The sequence below is a fragment of the Idiomarina sp. PL1-037 genome (assembly GCF_034422975.1).
In the GTDB taxonomy this organism is placed as follows: Bacteria; Pseudomonadota; Gammaproteobacteria; order Enterobacterales; family Alteromonadaceae; genus Idiomarina.
This window is the reverse complement of the sequence record NZ_CP139873.1, coordinates 269,760-286,802: the sequence shown is the minus strand read 5'-3', so window position 1 is coordinate 286,802 and position 17,043 is coordinate 269,760. Positions and strand designations below refer to the sequence as shown.

Here is a 17,043-nt window from a genome sequence, read left to right as displayed (position 1 = left end):
TTAACTCGCTGTTGTCTGTTCTGATTCGTCTACGGTACGGTCAAATAGCGCCGCGATAAAGTCTTTTGCCACAAAAGGCCGTAAATCTTCTAAGCTTTCGCCCACACCAATATAGCGAATAGGAATAGCGAATTGGTCTGCGACCGCAAAAATCACGCCGCCTTTTGCAGTACCGTCGAGCTTCGTCATCACAATACCCGAAACGCCGACAGCCTCGGTAAAGAGTTTTGCCTGACTAATAGCATTCTGGCCCGTACCGGCATCAAGCGTCAGCATCACTTCGTGCGGCGCTTCCGGATCGAGCTTTTTCATCACCCGAACCAGCTTTTTCAGCTCTTCCATTAAGTTGGCTTTATTTTGCAGGCGCCCGGCGGTGTCCGCAATAAGCACATCAACGTCGCGCGCTTTGGCGGCCTGCAGCGCGTCATAAAGAACCGAGGCACTGTCGGCTCCGGTATGCTGAGCAATAACCGGAATGTCGTTACGCTCGCCCCAAACCTGCAGCTGTTCTACCGCCGCCGCACGGAAAGTATCACCGGCGGCCAGCATTACTGACTTACCTTCTGCTTTAAATTGCTTAGCCAGCTTACCAATAGTGGTGGTTTTACCCACACCGTTTACGCCGGTCATTAGAATCACATAAGGAGAATCAGATTCCGGTATTTCCAGGCGTTTATCGACTGGCTTTAAAATCTCAGCTAATTGCTCTTGTAACAACTCATACAAAGCTTCCGCGTCTTTTAACTGCTTGCGGTCAGCTTGTTTTGTCAGGTTGTCGATAATTTTGGTGGTGGTCGCGACGCCCAAATCTGCCATTAATAGCTGAGTTTCGAGTTCTTCGAACAGGTCATCGTCAATTTTTTTACCACGAAATACGCCAATAAGACCGGAACCGATAGACCCGGAAGTTCTGCGTAAGCCTTGAGTCAGGCGAGCCCAGAAACCTTTCTTCTCACCTTTTTCTTTCGGTGCGACTTCGGTTGGTTCTGGCTTATGTTCTGGCTTATGTTCTGGTTTATGTTCGGATTTAGTTTCTGACTCTGGTTCTGGTTCAACTGCGGGCTCAGGCTCGCTAACCACTTCAGGCTGAGCTACTTCTTTCGCTTCCGGAGCAGTTTTTGCCGCATGCGATTCAGCAGTAACTTGCGCACAGTCGTCAACTGCACTGGGCAATTCTTCGCGTGTCTCGGTTTGTTCTGGTTCTGGCTGGTCCTGAGGCTGAAGCTTAGATTCAGGTTCAGCTTCTGATTCAGGCTCTTGCTGCTCCTGTTCTTCGACTACCGTCTCTTCTTTTTTCTCTTCGGCCTCGGGTGCTTTCTTATTACGCTTTTTCTTAAACAGCGAAAACATCGACATATTGGTTTCCTTGGAACTGACACGCAGGAATCGTTAAACTATAGGCTTTAGTTTACCATGCTGTTAACAAACTGACGACGGTCTGAATAAAGGAAGCCAAAGAGTGAGAAAAAAACGCCAGACAAGCGCCAGTGGCGACTATCGGATTATTGGTGGACAATGGCGCAGTCGTCGCCTTCCCGTTGCCGACAGCCCGGGTTTACGTCCCACCACGGACCGCGTACGCGAAACTCTGTTTAACTGGCTGCAGTGGGACATTACCGACGCCCGGGTGCTGGACTTATTTGCCGGCAGTGGCAGCTTAGGTTTCGAGGCTGCGTCGCGTGGAGCGGCTCAAGTCACCCTGATAGAGTCCGTAAAACCCCTCAGCCAGCAGTTACGGAATAATGTGAGCTTGTTAAGCAGCGAAAACATTGATGTTAATACTCATAACGTACTCGACTGGCTGCAAACTCAATCCGCTGAAGCCTACGACATTGTTTTTATTGACCCGCCGTTTCGCGAAGGGCTGGCTGATAAAACGTTAAAACTACTGGATGAAAATAACTGGCTGACAGCCGACAATCGGTTGTATCTGGAAACAGAAAAAGAGTGGCCGCTTAAATTACCGGCAAACTGGCGCGTGACCAAAGAGAAAACTCACGGACAAGTTTGCTTTCGTTTACTGACTAAGGACATAGCATGAAAGTTATTATTATTGCGGGTAAAGTGGTTTTTGCCGTTATCTGGCTGGGTCTTTTTGCTCTGCTTGCAGGGGCAAACGGCGAGCTCAGCACTCAGTCCATTGGTTTGCTGAGCTTGCTATTAGCCATTATGGTTATTACCCACTTACTGCTGCTTGGTATTTTTGTAGCCACCATGAAAGAGGTATTCCCCTGGCGCAAAGGCGACAGCTGGCAAATTCTGGCCTTTGGTATCTTTGCCTGGCTGTCTATTCTTCAGCGTCCAAAGCCAGACCAAGGTTCGACACCCCCTCGTCGTTAAGCATCATTTTTAACTGGCTTACCAAAGCTCTGTTTACCGCAGGCTGTTGTTCAAGAAAGTTGATCATGGCCTGCTGAATCGCAACCTCATATTCCATTAACTCATGGTTCTGAACGTGTTCTTTTAACTGCTCGGTGCCCACTTCTTCGGCGTCATTTAATTCAATAAACTTCGCCACACTGGCTTGCGATATTTTTGCCACATCCAGAAAATTAGAGGCGTTATCGTCCAGCAAACCCTGCAACAATGTACTCAACGCCGTGCAGGCATCCATTGCCGGGTACACACCTAACATGTCGTGCCCGTATTCACTGGGCGTCTGTTCGTCCACTTTTTCCTGCCAGCGGGCAAAGTTAACCTTGGTTTTCTTCGGGTTGGCTACCCAGTCCCAGCAGGCATTTAACGTGCCGTGCAAAGGTTTACTGTCACCGAAGCCGGTTAACTGATGGAAGAAGTCGTAATTAGGAACCATGCGTTCGCACAAATATAACGCCATAACAATTTGCTGTTCACGCGGCAGTTCGCGTATGCGCTGAAAGGTATCGAGTTGACTCACGTTCCGGCTCCAGACAGTGTATGCTTATCACTGTGTCGTTTTATTCGTTAAGGGCTCGTATTATGCCGAAGTTATCGCTCCCCTGCCATGCCGATGTCGTACAAGCGCAGCAAAGAATTAATAGCTATACCGTCAAGACCCCTGTACTGACAAACCCTGCGTTAAATCAGCAATTAGGCTGCGAATTATTTTTCAAATGTGAAAATTTGCAACGTACCGGGGCTTTTAAATTCCGCGGTGCCACTAACGCGCTACTTAAACTTAGCCCGGAGCAGCGCCAGCAAGGGGTTATTACCGTGTCTTCGGGCAATCATGGTGCGGCATTAGCCCACGCAGGTAAAGCTTTGGGTGTAAGAGTAAAAGTCGGCGTACCCACTAATGCTCCCGCAATAAAACGGCAAAACATTGAAGCCGGTGGTGCGGAAATTACCAACATAGAGCCGGGTATGGCAGCTCGTGAAGCCATTGTGGCCAAGTGGCAAAAGGAAAGTGAAAGTCACTTTATACCGCCTTATGATCATGCGGATATTATTGCGGGTCAGGGCACAGCAACACTTGAGTTACTGGAGCAAACTGACGCACTGGATGCGGTAATAACGCCACTGGGTGGTGGTGGTTTGCTCTCAGGCGCTTGTCTTGCCTGCGACGATACCGAAATACACGTGTTCGGCGCGGAACCGGAATTAGCGAATGATGCCTTTTTATCGTTACAAGCCGGAGAGCGACAGTCGGCATTACCCGCGAAAAGCCTGTGCGATGGTTTACTGACTCAAATTGGCGAGTTGCCTTTTGCCATTATTCAGCAGTGTATCAGCGATATCTTAGTCTTGAAGGACGAAGACACCCTAAGCGCCATGAAGCTGATTTGGCATCACCTGAAAATTATTGTGGAACCGTCGTCTGCTATCGCTTTAGCTGCGGTTATACAAAATAAGGCGCTATTTGAGGGTAAACGAGTAGGCTTGGTGCTAAGTGGTGGTAACGTTGCAGCGCAGCCGGAAGATGTAAAGCTGCGCCAGTAGTCAAACCGCGTTCAAAACTTAGGTTGCGAAGATTTGACTGTCGTCGTTAAAGGTCTTAAATTCCAGCGCGTTACCGCAGTAATCGTAGAAGAACATGGTGCCCTGCTCGCCCGGCTTGCCTTTAAAGCGAATGTAGGGTTCTATGACAAATTCAATATTCGCGGCTTTCACACGTTCTGCCAACGCTTCCCAGTCGTCACGTAATAAGACTACACCAAAATGCGGAACGGGAACCGAATGACCATCAACGCCGCTGTGATTTTTTAAACCGGCAACATTGGGTGCAACGTGAGTCACAAACTGGTGACCAAAAAAGTTCCAGTCTATCCATTCGTCACTGCTGCGTCCCTGTGACAGCCCAAGCACATCGCCATAAAACGCACGGGCATTATCGAGTGAGCTGACAGGAATGGCTAAATGAAAGGGTCGTACATTGGTTGTGTCTGACATACTGCTAAATTGCCTTACTCTTTAGCCACTTAATGGCTGAGCTTTGCCGTTATGTTTTGTGATGTGTTGGTTTGCGGCGAACGACGCCACATTCTGACACCAATAGCGAACACGAGAAGCGCCCAGTTTACCGGCGGAATGAAACCGGCGGTTAATACCGCTAACAAATTCCATAGCGGCTTTTTCTGATGCTGGCCCACTAAAGTATAAAACAATAGAGCGGCTACGAGTCCTTGCAGTACCATGAGGCTCAATAGCATAAGTCTTTCCTTTTCGTTATTTATGCAACGCTTTTGCGTTTTTATTTTTTTGTTTTCGATCAGTTTTTACTGATAGGGATAACTCTACTCAATTATGACTAAACTGTAAAACTTTGTATAAGTGTATGTATTTAAAACAAAAAAACCGACCCAAAGGCCGGCTTTTCATATTAGGAAACGAGTTTTTAATCGTTACTTGCGATTAAAGTGCGTTAAGCGCGTTATCTAAGTCGGCTTTAAGATCATCCAGATCTTCAATACCAACCGACACCCGCACGAAATTATCCAGAATGCCTAACTTCTCACGATTCTCTTTTGGAACCGATGCGTGAGTCATAATAGCCGGGTGCTCAATCAGTGATTCAACCCCGCCCAGGCTTTCTGCCAGAGCAAACACTTCTACCGACTCAAGGAATTTGCGTGCCGCTTCTAAATCACCTTTCAGTAAAATAGAAATCATACCGCCGAAGCCCTGCATCTGCTTTTTAGCCAAATCGTGCTGGGGGTGGCTCTCAAGCCCCGGGTAAATGACTTTTTCAACTTTCGGATGTTGCTCAAGCCACTTGGCTAATTCCATTGCCGCTTCGTTGTGATGACGCATACGCAATGCCAGGGTCTTCACGCCGCGCAATGCCAAGTATGAATCAAACGGACCGGCAATAGCACCTGCTGAGTTCTGTAAAAACAGCATACGCTCGACCAGGTCGTCATTGTCGCCAACAACCGCAATACCGCCAACCATATCAGAGTGACCGTTGAGGTATTTGGTTGCTGAGTGCATAACCATATCGGCGCCCATTTCCAGCGGACGCTGGTTAAACGGTGTGGCAAACGTGTTATCCACTACGACAATAATGTCAGGGTTCTTTTTCTTAGCCAGTTTTACAATAGCTTCAATGTCGACCAGTTTCAGCATCGGGTTGCTTGGCGTTTCCACCCAGATCATGCGAGTGTTGTCCTGAATACTGTCTTCCACTGCGCTTAAATCAGCTAAGTCGACATAAGAAAATTTCAGGCCAGCAGAGCGTCCGCGCACTTTATCGAATAAACGGAAGCTACCGCCGTATAAGTCGTCCATAGCAACGATGTGGTCGCCGCTGTCCAGCAGTTCCAGAATGGTCGAGGTTGCTGCCATACCAGACGCAAAAGCCAGCCCTTGCTTGCCACCTTCCAGCGATGCAACCGAACGCTCCCAGGCAAAACGCGTCGGGTTGTGCGAGCGTGAATACTCAAAGCCTTTGTGTTGGCCCGGGCTTTCCTGAGCATAGGTAGAGCTGGTAAAAATAGGAGGCATTACCGCGCCGGTAACAGGCTCCGGAGACTGCCCGCCGTGAATGGCGCGCGTCGCGAATTTCATTGTTTTTTCATTTGCCATGATTCAGGTTCCTTAATTTACAACAAGTATTACAGCAGGTTTTGCTCACGCATCCAGTCGTCGTTGAACAACTTGGACAGGTAACGGTTACCCGTATCACAAGCTAGCGTCACAACGCGTTTTGGCTCGGTTTGTTGTTGGCAATAGCGCAGCGCCGCGGCAATTAAAGTACCGCTTGATGAACCCACCATAACGCCTTCTTTTTCCAGTACTTTACGCGCGGTTTGCATGCCTTCTTTATCAGAAATGGCAAACGCGGTATTGGCCAGTTTTAAATCACAAATGGTTGGGATAAAGTCTTCCCCAATGCCCTCGGCGAGCCAGCTGCCCGCTTCCACTTCTTCGTTACGGTTAACCAGCGGTTCCAAAATTGAGCCGGCCGGGTCAGCTAATACCAGGTCAACCTGGCTGTTTTGTTCGCGTAAATAACGGCCAACACCGGTTAAGGTTCCGCCAGAGCCAACACCACAAACGAACGCATCAAGGTTACCTTCCATTTGCTCCCAAATTTCCGGACCTGTGGTTTTGTAATGAGCATCGACGTTTGCAGGGTTTTCAAATTGGTTTACATAGTAGTAGCCGTTTTCTTCCGCCATGCGTGCTGCCATATCCTGATAATACTCAGGATGGCCTTTTTGTACGTCGGAGCGCGTCTGTACCACTTCGGCACCCATAGCGCGCAGGTTATTCACTTTTTCTTGGCTCATTTTGTCAGGCATAACAATTTTCAGCGGGTAGCCTTTGCTTGACGCGACTAATGCCAGCCCCAGTCCGGTATTACCGGCCGTCGCTTCAATAATAGTATCGCCCGGCTTTAATTTGCCCTGCTTTTCCGCCTGCTCAACCATTTCCACCGCAATCCGGTCTTTGATAGAACCGCCGGGGTTCTGTAGTTCAAGTTTAAAATACAACTCACACGGCCCGGTATCCATATTGGTGACTTTCACCATTGGCGTGTTACCAACCATTTCTATTACATTATTAAAAACTTTCATATTGGCTCGCTTTGTTGTCGAGTGTCTGGTTCAATATTACACCATTATCCCTTGCCTGAGCTCGCTAAACAACCTTGTGCTTAGAACCGGATGATAGTTGTTATAACTAACCCCAAAATGAGGCTGTTATGCTGGATTTACGCAGTGATACCGTAACCCTTCCCAGCGCTGCAATGCGTGTCGCCATTGCCGAAGCGACCGTTGGTGATGATGTTTATGGTGAAGACCCGTCAATTAACGCGCTGGAAAAGCGAGTGGCTGAATTGCTCGGTAAGGAAGATGCTTTGCTGTGCAGCTCCGGTACACAAAGTAACCTACTGGGGTTAATGAGCCACTGCCGTAACGGCGAAGAATACATTGTCGGTCAGGAGTATCACACTTACCGGTACGAAGCCGGAGGCGCTGCAGTTTTAGGCAGCATTGTGCCACAGACCATTGAAGTAGAAGCCGATGGCACCTTGTCGCTTGAAACTATTGAAAAGCGCATAAAACCCAACGATCCGCACTTTCCCATTACCCGCTTGCTGGCTTTTGAAAATACCCACGGCGGGCAGTTAATAGACCAGGCCTATTTTGATAAAGCCCGTATTCTGGCCGATCAAAATGGTTTGTCGATGCATTTAGACGGCGCGCGCTTGCCCAACGCCGCTATTGCCAGCGGCCGCAGCATGGCGGAACTTGCCGCGCCTTTCGACAGCGTGTCTTTGTGCTGCTCAAAAGGCCTGGGCGCGCCTATTGGTTCACTGCTGGCAGGCTCAAAAGAATTGATTAAACAGGCACGCCGGTGGCGCAAAATGGTCGGCGGCGGAATGCGTCAGGCCGGGTTTGTCGCCGTAGCCATTGACTATGCGTTAACGCATCAGTTTGAGCGTATACAGCAGGACCATGACAACGCGAAATGGTTGTTTGAACAACTTTCTGAGTTGCTGGCAGGTACCGAAGCCAAAGTCCGCTACTCCGGCACCAACATGACCTTTGTTGAGCTACCAGACAGTTTACCAGCAGACAGCCTACGGGAACTGATGACTGAGAATGATATTAAACTGCCCGGCGGCCAGAAACTGAGGCTGGTGTGCCACCTGGATGTCAGCCGCGAACAGCTGGAGCGTTTTGTCGAATTGTTCAAACAGTGGCTTAGTCGCGAGCACTGAGATTGCTGACTTCGTAGCCTGACGTTCACGTCAGGTGGGGTGTCAAGCTAACCACCAATGGTAATTTACCTCTTGGTATAAACGGGCAGATCGTACCTGATGCAATAGCATCAGGCTAACCTTCTTTAGCTTCTCTATCTTCCGGCCCTTTAATTTCCATGACCTGAGCTCTTTGCTTCAGGACTTTCTTTTCCGATGCCACAAATCGCTTCAGGAGTTGCCTAATTAGCGGTTGGTATCCCAAGTTATAATGCTCTGCGATGGTCTTCAAATCGTCGATGAGCTCTTCTTCCATACGAATAGATATAGGCCGCAGTCGCACAGACTGATTGATTGCATCTTCAATTGCCTGGTCAAATCCCACACGTTCTACATAAGCTTCTTCTTGACCTAATTCACCACTATCCCATTTTTCATCTTGCTCAACTGCTTCTCTGATATCTTCTTTTTTCATACGACTCTCCAATTCATGCAGGGATACTGCTAGCTTCCATACTTTTCATAGATTCTTTGCTCTAACGAGTTAGCTTCATAAGCAGTCTTTATATAGATAGCTCCGTTAGAATGAATGAAGCAAACTTTTAGCTTTACCCCGTTATCTGTCTCGGATACAAACCATTGAGTAGGTGGAATGGTGCCATGCTTCTCTCTTTGATCTTTCAAGAAGCCACCTTGTCTATTTGCAAAAGCCTCTCTGATCATGCTTTCTGAGACGTTATGCTTGTTTCTTAGTTTTTCCCTAACTTTATCGCTAATTTCCAGCACAACTCCTCCATTGAATTGTAGCGTAATACAGCTGTATATACAAAACAGACATAATGTAGCCTGACGTTGTACGTCAGGTGAGATCTTGTATACACCTCAAAGACTACTAGCCGAACATAGGTTACGGCGGGAAGACCGCACCTGATGTGAACATCAGGCTACAAGCTTTGCACTTGATCAATCAGCCGGTCGAGAGCTCGGTAGTTCAGAGCTTCAGCCAAGTGCTGTTGCTCTATCATGTTACTATCAGCTAAATCAGCAATGGTTCGGGCTAAACGCAGAGTCCGGTGATAAGCTCGGTGGGACAGCTTCATCTTTTCGGAGGCTTTTGCTAAAAATGCTTCTGTTTTGTCTGACAACTCGCATATTTGCTTCAGCGCTTTAGGCTTAATCTGACTGTTCAGACAGCCCTGTCGCTGTATTTGGCACTGCCTGGTTTTCTCTACTAAGCTTTTTGCTTCTGCAGAAGTCATTTGGCTATTGCGTTTGGCTCCACCATTCAGACTCATTGATTCCGTTTCTCGTGGCACCATCACCTGGATGTCGATACGATCCAACAAAGGACCTGAAAGCTTATTTAAATACTTGAGAATTTGGTCAGGTGTGGACCGGCAGTTAGCTAAGGAGCCATCGAATTGACCGCAAGGAGAAGGGTTCAGCGCGCAAACCAGCTGAAAATTAGCCGGGAATTTGACGTTGTATCCTGCACGATTAATGGTAATTTCACCGCTTCCGAGTGGTTCACGTAAGCAGTCCAATACATGTCGACTGAACTCGGGCATCTCATCTAAAAATAATAACCCATTGTTTGCTAAGGATATTTCTCCTGGACGAATCGAATTACCCGTTCCACCTCCCACAAGCGCAGCGGCTGTACAGGTATGGTGCGGATTTCGCAGCTCGCGCCGTGTTAACGCCTCAGCATGATGATAATCAAAAGACACCGACTTAACCGCGGCAATTTCCATAGCTTCCTGCTCGGTCAGTGCCGGTAATATGCCATTAAGCCGTTGCGCCAGCATGGTTTTGCCCGTGCCTGGTGGCCCGACGAACAACAAGTGGTGCTTACCTGCCGCAGATAACAACAAGGCGCGCTTAGCTTGCTCCTGCCCGACCACATCGGCTAAATTACCATCATCGTTCGATGATTCCTTTGCCCAATTTATCGGCTTTGATTCTCTCAGTGGCTGGTGATCGTGCAAATGTTCATAAACACTGACCAAATCGGCCGACAACCAGCTCTTTTGTTCACGTACTAACCCCGCTTCCTGCTGGTTAGCAATAGGCACAAACGCCTGACGTTTTTTACTACGGCACGCCAATAATGCCGGAATTAAACCATTCACAGCGCGCAACTCGCCGGTTAACGCCAGCTCACCATAGAATTCTGCTTGCTCTAAAATACTGTCCGGTATTTGTCCCGAAGCCGCCAATATCCCCACCGCTATGGCCAAATCATAACGCGCCCCGGTTTTGGGGATATCCGCTGGCGCCAAATTCACTGTAATACGCGTGGCTGGCGGGTATTCAAATCCCGCGTTCATCAAGGCGGTTTTGACCCGATCACGAGCCTCTTTAACTGTAGTTGCCGGCATCCCGACCATAGTAAAGCCTGGCATTCCCCTTGCCAGATCCACTTCAACCCGAATTTCCGGCGCATGAATACCTATCAATGCCCGGGTATAAACTCGCGCTAACGCCATCTGTCTCTCCGTGACTAAAAAACGGCGTAACTATAAGCCTTGGGAAAATTCCTGTCTGTAAGCTAAACACTTCAAGCAACGACCGATATCATTCCTTCTCTCACTTGCTTTTATACCCACTTCTGTCATCATCCTGCCTTAATTAAGAACAAGCTGAAGAACCAAGGTCACCAAAAGCCATGTTCCACCAACTGAATAAACAGTGCCGAAAAAGTCAGTATATAGCACCGTTGCTATTGCTGGTTTTTACGCTGTGCTGGGGACAAAATTTTGGTTGGTTAGACGGCTGCCCTAAGCATCAGCAAGCTTCAGCGACGGAGCAGATCACTGATAGCCACGCGGCTACAAATGCCAAACACGAAAGTGCCAAGGCAGACTGCGAAAAAACCACGCATTTGCTGCAGCAGTTTCAGCCTGACATCACCTACGCGGCCCTCTCTTTCTTCGTTCTTTTGGTTTTGGCTCTGCAAACAGTTGTTCACAAACATCTGCCACCTCCACCGTTTTTCTTTTCCTGTAAAAGGCGACCCCACGCCGTATTTTGTTGCTTTCTGGAGTAGCACTTCCGACGGATTATTATCGTTGGAATACTAACTTCAGGAGTAATGTATGAATAAAGTTTTACCTTTATGGCTAATAGCACTCATTGCTGTGCTGCTTTATAGCGCACAAGCATTGGCAGAAACGCCGTCTACCGGTTGGTTGAGTCATAAAGATCACCCGCCGGTAGAAGTTAAGCTGGAGCTCACCGGCCACTATGAAGCTGAGCGGAACCTACTACCCGCCCTGCTGCATGTTGAGTTGGACGAGGGTTGGAAAACCTATTGGCGTTCGCCGGGCGAAGGCGGCATTCCGCCGACCTTTGACGCATCCGAATCATCCAATATTGAAAACATCGAATGGCACTGGCCGGTTCCGTCACGCTACAGCATTCAGGGCATTAATACCGTGGGGTATCAGGGGTCGTTGACCTTTCCGTTAATGATAGAGCTGCCCCCGGATGCACAGCAGGCACACATTAGCGGAACACTGACCATGTCGTCCTGTACCACAGTTTGTGTGTTGACAGATTACCCAATTGATCTACACATTAATTTGGACACATTAACCGTCGACAGCGATCGCGCCTTTGCCTTTAACCAGGCGATGGGCAAAGTGCCTCGCGAATACGACAGCAATGATGTGAAACAGGCGATTTGGTCTGACGCAAGCCAACGCGTTCAACTGACCATAGAGCGTGACAACGGCTGGCAAGATCCTCAGCTGTTTATACACAGCAGCGACGACGCTCTGGCCGATGCAGAGTTTTCATCACCGGATATTCAGGTGGAAGGCAATACGCTCACGGCGAATATTGACGTTAGCCACTGGCTGGAGCTACCAGACCTTAGTGGCGCTGCACTCATCACTACGGTCAGTGATGAAAAGTTTGCCGCTGAATATAACGTTCAGCTAACCGCAGGCACTATTGCAAATAACGCACCTCCGCTGTGGACCATTTTACTTATGGCGTTAGCGGGTGGGCTTATTTTGAACATTATGCCCTGCGTGTTACCGGTATTGGGTCTGAAAGTACAAAGCCTGATGCTTTCGGGAGCACAGCAACCCCGCGTGCTAAGTCGGCAGTTTTTTGCCTCGTCACTGGGCATTATCAGCTCATTCCTGGTCATTGCTTTAGGGCTTATGGTGCTTCGCTGGTCGGGTGGTTCAGTCGGTTGGGGTATTCAATTCCAAAACCCGTATTTCATTGCTGCTCTGGTCGCTATTACCTGGCTGTTTGCACTGAGCTTAATGGGCGCCTTTGAGTTTAAATTGCCGTCTTCTTTGAGTACCAGTGCCGCAACCGCCGGCGATGACAGCTACAAAGGGCATTTCCTGCAAGGCATGCTGGCAACGGTTTTGGCGACACCTTGTACAGCACCCTTTTTAGGTACCGCGGTAGCCTTTGCATTAGCTGCTGAATCATCAGTTATTCTGCTGATTTTTGCCGCTCTCGGAGTTGGTATGGCATTCCCCTGGTTATTTATAGCCGTGTTTCCGAAAACTGCGAAATTACTGCCCAAACCCGGTCGCTGGATGCAATGGGTGAAACCCATTTTCGCCATTATGATGCTGGCAACCTCCGTCTGGCTGATAACCTTGCTGAAAAACTTTATCAGCAACGAGTTATTCCTGACGCTAACCGTCAGTTTGTCGATTCTGACATTGATTATTATTGGTAAGGTGCATGGCCGCAAGGCGCTGTTTTTATCCGTTGGCGGCTTTTTAGTTTTAGCTGCCGCTGTCGGTACGACCTTAATTCTTACCGCTGACCGCTGGGTCAACAAACTACCGCAGGACCACCAATGGCAGCCACTAACCCAGCAGCGCATTGATGAAGCTGTTGCCAGTGGCCAAACCGTGTTTGTGGATGTGACCGCAGACTGGTGTGTGACCTGCCAGGCCAATAAAGTAGGCGTATTACTGCAAGATCCGGTATTCACTGCCTTGGGTCAGGAGCATGTCACCCGCCTACGTGGCGACTGGACCAAAGCCAACGCGAGCATTACCCAATACTTAAAGGCCAACAACACCTTTGGTGTGCCCTTTAACAAAGTTTATGGACCTGGCGCTCCGGACGGCATAAATCTACCTGTAGTGCTCAGCAAGGACAAAGTCATGGACGCGTTGGAGGATGCCCGTGAGTAAGAGCAAATCCAAAACTTCCTGGGCAAAGCGGCTACGAACCGTAGCGCTTTATATTGCTCTGTTCTCGGCAGTCGCTTTCATAGTCGATGCCTTTCGTAATAGTGACGTGCCTGAGTCTGTTCCGGCTGAGCTGTCGTCACTAACGGACATAAACGGCGAGCAATATAACTTAAGCGAGATGAGCAAGGACAGCCCGGTCGTTTTGTACTTCTGGGCGACCTGGTGCCCGGTCTGTCCGGCGGTATCGCCTACGGTTGATTACGTTGGCAACCACTACCCGACCATTAGCGTGGCATTGCGCTCCGGCGACAACAACAAACTGACGCGCTATGCGCAGGCTAAAGGGTATGAATTTCCTATTGTTAACGACAACCTCAACCGCGTCTCAAATGGCTGGCAGGTATCTGCCACGCCAACCATCATCATTATTAAAAACGGTGACATTGTTTCGGCGACAACGGGGGTCACAACGCCTCCCGGTTTGTTTATTCGCCTTTGGTTTCACCAGTTTTTTTGAAGTCACTCATTTTTAAGTAGGAAAGTCGTATGAATTTTATCTATAAAACGTTTTTCATCGTTGCTTTTATCTTTAGCAGCAACGTATTTGCGCAAGATTTAAACCCACAACAAGAAGAAGATTTGGAGAAAGTCGAACAGCTATTGCGTGAGAATCCGCAGCTTATTTCAAACATTCACAGAGGTTTGCAACGCTTTTTAGAACAGCAAAGTGAGCAAAAAAATGCCATTGCTAACCATCAGGAATGGCTATATCAGTCGGCGGCACATCCGGTTTTAGGTGACCAAGGTGCGCCGCATAAAATCATTGTGTTTACCGACTACAACTGTCCGTTTTGCAAGAAGTTAGAGCCTGGCCTTCATAAACTGATTGAGGAATACCCGTCTATTCAGATTGTGAACATTTTTGTGCCATTGCGCCAACAGCAGGTTGATGGGCTCAAAACCAACTCAGCACTTTATGGGCTGAACCTGTGGCGCAATGACCCTAAGGCGTTCTTTGAAGCCCACAACTTAATGATGAAAAAGTCGGGCATGCACACCGCTGATTCACTGCAAAGTGTTGCGCAAGTCACAGGTACCGAGGCCTTTTTGTCACCGTCTAGTGAAAGTGAGGCGGTTATTCGCAAAAATATGTCGGCGTTTCGCGACTTGGGCTTTCGCGGCACACCGACCATTATCATTGGCCAGCAGGTAACTCCCGGTTACATCCCTTATGACAAGCTGGAAACCATAGCTACCGAGCAGTTTGAACTAGATTAACTGAGAAATAGATAGGGAGCTTGCTACAAGCTCCCTTCTTTAAAGGATTACTTGATAAAGGCTTCAGATCGCACTAACATTTGTGAGTACATATTTGAAAGAGAACCATCATGGAAACAAGAATTCAGTTTCGTATCGATGAACAAACAAAATACTTAGCGCAGCAGCAAGCGGAAAGTGAAGGTCGGACGTTGAGTGACGCGTGTCGGCAGCTTGCCGAACAGCTGGCATCGGAGCGTCGAAAGCAACTATCGCAGGACAGCTGGCTTACAGAACAAGTGAACCAAGCATTCCAGAAGTTGGAGTCTGGCCAGTCTGAGTTCATGGATAACGAACAAGCAAAAAACCGCATGGAAAAATTTAAGGTTCAAATTCGTAAATAAGGCGCGCAAATGATTTATTGGGAAGAGGATGCCCTGAAAGACAGAGAAAGGATTTTCGAGTTTCTTTACAATTTTAACCCCATAGTGGCCGAACAAACCGATTCACTGATACAAAGCAAAGTCGAAACATTGCTTGAGCAACCCTATATTGGCGTTAAACGCGAGAATATAAAAGGAAGGCTTTTAATCCTCCCCGATGTTTCAATGCTTGTCCCTTACTATATTGACGGAACCAACATACGAATTTTACGCGTGCTGCATGAGAAGCAGCAATTTCCTTTTGCATAGGGCTCTCGTTAGTCTCTTTATTCACGTCTGTTCGTCAATAATAAAGCCTCCTTCTTCAGGTAGTAATTCTAAAGCCTGAGCCTGAAGATTCCTTATATTCTCCCCCATAAGAAACTCAGTCATCGTATCTAAATTCTTATCCGCTATCCTTACAGCGTCTGAATAGCTTGAGTGTTCCGCATATTGTCGATTTGCCCATTCTTGGCTATTTTCAAACACATTAGCTACTTTTCTATCTGATATATCTCCCTTTTCAGGGAACAGTAAACGTACTTTTAGTACGCCTGCAGAAAGGCTTAATGGATCATCAACACGAGAATAACCTTCTATCGTCTCTTCTTTAAACGTCATCACACTCTCAGCCAGGGCAATGTACTCTTCAACGGTTATATCTTTGGCATTTTCGGGATCAACCGACAACAGTCCTTTGAACCTCTCGGCCTGCTCATCGGTAAGCTTTGAGGTGTCAATGGCGGGTTCCGGAGGCTTAGTCTCGTTTACTTCCGGCTTTTTTGTGGGCTCGGGTACGGCCGTCGATGATGGTTTTTTTATCGTGAACGAGAAATCGCTAATGGTTAAAGGCTTCATAAACACCTCCTGTGTTAACCCTTTATATCGGCGAATTATTGGGCAACTTTAATATTCGAAAGTAAAATTACCAGTAGTTCTCAGACGTCACATTACCAGGCTTACGGCGGGTATTTTTAGCAAGTCCCAGCTCAGCCAGCGCGGCGCGTGACTCTTTTATCATGTCGGGGTTACCACAAAGCATCACTTGTGCGCTGGTGTCTAACGGCGTTTCAAGTGCGTCGCTTAATTGCCCTGAGCTGATCAGTTCAGGAATACGTGCAGAGAAGGCACCCGGAATGCTTTCACGGGTTATAATCGGTTGATAGCCCAGTTGCCCGGGATATTCTTGTTGCCACTGCTCTATTTGCCCCTGATAAACCAGATCTTCCGCCACGCGTACGCCGTGCACCAGGTTAATGCGTTTAAATCGTTCCCACGGCTTTTCGGTTCTTAGCATAGAAATGAACGGGCCAATGCCGGTTCCGGTAGAAAGCATCCACAAGCTGTCGCCGTCCGGCACTTCATTCAAAGATTTCTTGACTTCTAGATTTCATATTCTACATTCCATTATGAGGTATAGCTTATATAGGCGTTGAGCTAGTAGTAACCTTTCTTGAGTATAAGTAGCAATATCTAATCAAAGATACGAGGTGATAAAATGCAAAAAATAACACTAATTGCCGGGCTTACTATGGCTGTATTTTCAGGTGCTAGCCTGGCTGATAATTCAGAAGTTACGTCTTTGCAGTTTTCAGACAAATTTGAGGTTAGTCAGTCTCAATTAGGTGTAGATAAAACTAAGTCAGAGAGTTTTGATTCGGTTATTACTCCACAGGACACTGCTGAAGGTATTACTTACTACCAGGTTCTGGGCGTTAAATCGAGTCAATACGGGGGGGTATGAGTATCCAAATCCAAGTGCGACATCAACAACCTATGATCATGGTGGAACCATCGAAGTAGCTGTCGCACAATACGGCTACGGAAATGATAACGGAGGAACTTTAGGGGCAACACAACCAACCAGTGTAACATCAGAGGCCTATTGTGGCTCTTTCGCAAACTTTCACCCCTGCACCGGCGGTGAAACGATAACCGGCTTTATGTATTTCTACACTTTCACTAATAGCCAGGGCGGATACTTCACTTCCTCATCGAGTTCAGTAGCCGCTCCGTATGGGACACACTCTGATTCAATTTATATTAAATAATGCGCAAA

General features: G+C 47.9%; 23 protein-coding genes. 11 read left to right on the top strand and 12 right to left on the bottom strand.

All coding sequences use genetic code 11. From position 1 onward, the window contains the following. Complete coding sequence (gene ftsY / locus U0358_RS01280; RefSeq protein ID WP_322406759.1) at positions 1-1,356, bottom strand: signal recognition particle-docking protein FtsY; 1,356 nt, start codon at positions 1,354-1,356, stop codon at positions 1-3. A 103-nt stretch (positions 1,357-1,459) separates the two neighbouring features. Here ftsY and rsmD point away from each other — a divergent pair, with 103 nt between their 5' ends. Beyond that, entirely contained in the window at positions 1,460-2,041 is a 582-nt protein-coding gene (gene rsmD / locus U0358_RS01275) for a 16S rRNA (guanine(966)-N(2))-methyltransferase RsmD (RefSeq protein WP_322406758.1), read from the top strand. After that, on the top strand, positions 2,038-2,340 hold the full coding sequence (locus U0358_RS01270; RefSeq protein ID WP_034818953.1) for a membrane protein: 303 nt from the start codon (positions 2,038-2,040) through the stop codon (positions 2,338-2,340). Before rsmD ends, U0358_RS01270 begins: the two co-directional genes overlap by 4 nt. On the opposite strand, the gene U0358_RS01265 is transcribed toward U0358_RS01270, so the two are convergent. Further along, positions 2,288-2,896, bottom strand: a complete 609-nt coding sequence (locus tag U0358_RS01265) for a YjaG family protein (protein ID WP_322406757.1) — start codon at positions 2,894-2,896, stop codon at positions 2,288-2,290. The two genes, U0358_RS01270 and U0358_RS01265, sit on opposite strands and share 53 nt — an antisense overlap. Before the next feature lie 62 nt (positions 2,897-2,958). Between U0358_RS01265 and U0358_RS01260 the strand changes: the two genes are divergently transcribed. Next, positions 2,959-3,918 carry a threonine ammonia-lyase gene (locus U0358_RS01260; RefSeq protein WP_322406756.1) on the top strand — a complete coding sequence of 320 codons (960 nt, stop codon included), beginning with the start codon at positions 2,959-2,961 and terminating at the stop codon, positions 3,916-3,918. 18 nt (positions 3,919-3,936) lie between these two features. Here the strand turns inward: U0358_RS01260 and U0358_RS01255 are convergent, their stop codons facing one another. From U0358_RS01255 to U0358_RS01240, 4 genes are all read right to left on the bottom strand, one after another. Then, the gene (locus U0358_RS01255) at positions 3,937-4,368 is read right to left on the bottom strand and encodes a VOC family protein (RefSeq protein ID WP_317498156.1); all 432 of its coding nucleotides are present in this window, start codon (positions 4,366-4,368) and stop codon (positions 3,937-3,939) included. 29 nt (positions 4,369-4,397) lie between these two features. Next, the gene (locus tag U0358_RS01250) at positions 4,398-4,628 is read right to left on the bottom strand and encodes a hypothetical protein (RefSeq protein WP_317498155.1); all 231 of its coding nucleotides are present in this window, start codon (positions 4,626-4,628) and stop codon (positions 4,398-4,400) included. Positions 4,629-4,830: 202 nt separating this feature from the next. Then, on the bottom strand, positions 4,831-6,003 hold the full coding sequence (locus tag U0358_RS01245; RefSeq protein ID WP_322406755.1) for a cystathionine gamma-synthase: 1,173 nt from the start codon (positions 6,001-6,003) through the stop codon (positions 4,831-4,833). Between the two features lie 29 nt (positions 6,004-6,032). Further along, positions 6,033-6,998, bottom strand: a complete 966-nt coding sequence (locus U0358_RS01240) for a PLP-dependent cysteine synthase family protein (RefSeq protein ID WP_322406754.1) — start codon at positions 6,996-6,998, stop codon at positions 6,033-6,035. A gap of 128 nt (positions 6,999-7,126) precedes the next feature. On the opposite strand from U0358_RS01240, the gene ltaE reads away from it, so the two are divergent. Further along, the gene (gene ltaE / locus U0358_RS01235; protein WP_322406753.1) at positions 7,127-8,149 is read left to right on the top strand and encodes a low-specificity L-threonine aldolase; all 1,023 of its coding nucleotides are present in this window, start codon (positions 7,127-7,129) and stop codon (positions 8,147-8,149) included. A gap of 115 nt (positions 8,150-8,264) precedes the next feature. Here the strand turns inward: ltaE and U0358_RS01230 are convergent, their stop codons facing one another. The 4 genes from U0358_RS01230 to U0358_RS01215 all read right to left on the bottom strand — a co-directional run bounded on the left by U0358_RS01230 (position 8,265) and on the right by U0358_RS01215 (position 11,105). Then, a complete protein-coding gene (locus U0358_RS01230; RefSeq protein WP_322406752.1) occupies positions 8,265-8,603 on the bottom strand; it encodes a hypothetical protein in 339 nt (112 codons plus the stop codon). A gap of 29 nt (positions 8,604-8,632) precedes the next feature. Next, a complete protein-coding gene (locus tag U0358_RS01225) occupies positions 8,633-8,914 on the bottom strand; it encodes an ADP-ribosyl-(dinitrogen reductase) hydrolase (RefSeq protein WP_286824126.1) in 282 nt (93 codons plus the stop codon). Between the two features lie 158 nt (positions 8,915-9,072). Continuing rightward, positions 9,073-10,617, bottom strand: coding sequence for a YifB family Mg chelatase-like AAA ATPase (locus U0358_RS01220; protein WP_322406751.1), 1,545 nt, complete (start codon positions 10,615-10,617; stop codon positions 9,073-9,075). Positions 10,618-10,925: 308 nt separating this feature from the next. Further along, positions 10,926-11,105: a hypothetical protein gene (locus U0358_RS01215; RefSeq protein ID WP_322406750.1), complete on the bottom strand. Its 180-nt coding sequence runs from the start codon at positions 11,103-11,105 to the stop codon at positions 10,926-10,928. A gap of 121 nt (positions 11,106-11,226) precedes the next feature. Here U0358_RS01215 and U0358_RS01210 point away from each other — a divergent pair, with 121 nt between their 5' ends. The 5 genes from U0358_RS01210 (at position 11,227) to U0358_RS01190 (ending at position 15,254) form a co-directional block, all read left to right on the top strand. Then, positions 11,227-13,305 (top strand): protein-disulfide reductase DsbD family protein, encoded by a 2,079-nt coding sequence (locus tag U0358_RS01210; RefSeq protein WP_322406749.1) that lies wholly within the window; start codon positions 11,227-11,229, stop codon positions 13,303-13,305. Then, a complete protein-coding gene (locus U0358_RS01205) occupies positions 13,298-13,822 on the top strand; it encodes a protein disulfide oxidoreductase (RefSeq protein ID WP_322406748.1) in 525 nt (174 codons plus the stop codon). The genes U0358_RS01210 and U0358_RS01205 overlap by 8 nt, the downstream gene beginning before the upstream one ends. Positions 13,823-13,851: 29 nt before the next feature. After that, the gene (locus U0358_RS01200; RefSeq protein ID WP_322406747.1) at positions 13,852-14,583 is read left to right on the top strand and encodes a DsbA family protein; all 732 of its coding nucleotides are present in this window, start codon (positions 13,852-13,854) and stop codon (positions 14,581-14,583) included. A gap of 110 nt (positions 14,584-14,693) precedes the next feature. Continuing rightward, positions 14,694-14,966: a type II toxin-antitoxin system RelB/DinJ family antitoxin gene (locus U0358_RS01195; protein WP_322406746.1), complete on the top strand. Its 273-nt coding sequence runs from the start codon at positions 14,694-14,696 to the stop codon at positions 14,964-14,966. A gap of 9 nt (positions 14,967-14,975) precedes the next feature. Continuing rightward, positions 14,976-15,254 (top strand): type II toxin-antitoxin system RelE/ParE family toxin, encoded by a 279-nt coding sequence (locus U0358_RS01190; RefSeq protein WP_322406745.1) that lies wholly within the window; start codon positions 14,976-14,978, stop codon positions 15,252-15,254. Positions 15,255-15,275: 21 nt separating this feature from the next. Here U0358_RS01190 and U0358_RS01185 read toward each other — a convergent pair whose 3' ends face one another. Together U0358_RS01185 and U0358_RS01180 are read right to left on the bottom strand one after the other, a co-directional pair. After that, entirely contained in the window at positions 15,276-15,842 is a 567-nt protein-coding gene (locus tag U0358_RS01185; RefSeq protein ID WP_322406744.1) for a hypothetical protein, read from the bottom strand. 67 nt (positions 15,843-15,909) lie between these two features. Continuing rightward, complete coding sequence (locus tag U0358_RS01180; protein WP_322407443.1) at positions 15,910-16,344, bottom strand: ferredoxin--NADP reductase; 435 nt, start codon at positions 16,342-16,344, stop codon at positions 15,910-15,912. Positions 16,345-16,482: 138 nt separating this feature from the next. On the opposite strand from U0358_RS01180, the gene U0358_RS01175 reads away from it, so the two are divergent. After that, positions 16,483-16,728 (top strand): hypothetical protein, encoded by a 246-nt coding sequence (locus U0358_RS01175; protein WP_322406743.1) that lies wholly within the window; start codon positions 16,483-16,485, stop codon positions 16,726-16,728. Next, a complete protein-coding gene (locus tag U0358_RS13190; RefSeq protein ID WP_416182991.1) occupies positions 16,637-17,035 on the top strand; it encodes a DUF4879 domain-containing protein in 399 nt (132 codons plus the stop codon). Before U0358_RS01175 ends, U0358_RS13190 begins: the two co-directional genes overlap by 92 nt. Positions 17,036-17,043: the final 8 nt, after the last annotated feature.

Coding starts and splice junctions, on each gene's coding strand:
- ftsY (WP_322406759.1), bottom strand. CDS start 1,356: ATGTCGATGTTTTCGCTGTTTAAGAAAAAGCGTAATAAGAAAGCACCC.
- U0358_RS01240 (WP_322406754.1), bottom strand. CDS start 6,998: ATGAAAGTTTTTAATAATGTAATAGAAATGGTTGGTAACACGCCAATG.
- U0358_RS01270 (WP_034818953.1), top strand. CDS start 2,038: ATGAAAGTTATTATTATTGCGGGTAAAGTGGTTTTTGCCGTTATCTGG.
- U0358_RS01190 (WP_322406745.1), top strand. CDS start 14,976: ATGATTTATTGGGAAGAGGATGCCCTGAAAGACAGAGAAAGGATTTTC.
- U0358_RS01245 (WP_322406755.1), bottom strand. CDS start 6,003: ATGGCAAATGAAAAAACAATGAAATTCGCGACGCGCGCCATTCACGGC.
- U0358_RS01220 (WP_322406751.1), bottom strand. CDS start 10,617: ATGGCGTTAGCGCGAGTTTATACCCGGGCATTGATAGGTATTCATGCG.
- U0358_RS01255 (WP_317498156.1), bottom strand. CDS start 4,368: ATGTCAGACACAACCAATGTACGACCCTTTCATTTAGCCATTCCTGTC.
- U0358_RS01195 (WP_322406746.1), top strand. CDS start 14,694: ATGGAAACAAGAATTCAGTTTCGTATCGATGAACAAACAAAATACTTA.
- U0358_RS01260 (WP_322406756.1), top strand. CDS start 2,959: ATGCCGAAGTTATCGCTCCCCTGCCATGCCGATGTCGTACAAGCGCAG.
- U0358_RS01210 (WP_322406749.1), top strand. CDS start 11,227: ATGAATAAAGTTTTACCTTTATGGCTAATAGCACTCATTGCTGTGCTG.
- U0358_RS01175 (WP_322406743.1), top strand. CDS start 16,483: ATGCAAAAAATAACACTAATTGCCGGGCTTACTATGGCTGTATTTTCA.
- U0358_RS01230 (WP_322406752.1), bottom strand. CDS start 8,603: ATGAAAAAAGAAGATATCAGAGAAGCAGTTGAGCAAGATGAAAAATGG.
- U0358_RS01185 (WP_322406744.1), bottom strand. CDS start 15,842: ATGAAGCCTTTAACCATTAGCGATTTCTCGTTCACGATAAAAAAACCA.
- U0358_RS01215 (WP_322406750.1), bottom strand. CDS start 11,105: ATGTTTGTGAACAACTGTTTGCAGAGCCAAAACCAAAAGAACGAAGAA.
- U0358_RS01250 (WP_317498155.1), bottom strand. CDS start 4,628: ATGCTATTGAGCCTCATGGTACTGCAAGGACTCGTAGCCGCTCTATTG.
- U0358_RS01200 (WP_322406747.1), top strand. CDS start 13,852: ATGAATTTTATCTATAAAACGTTTTTCATCGTTGCTTTTATCTTTAGC.
- ltaE (WP_322406753.1), top strand. CDS start 7,127: ATGCTGGATTTACGCAGTGATACCGTAACCCTTCCCAGCGCTGCAATG.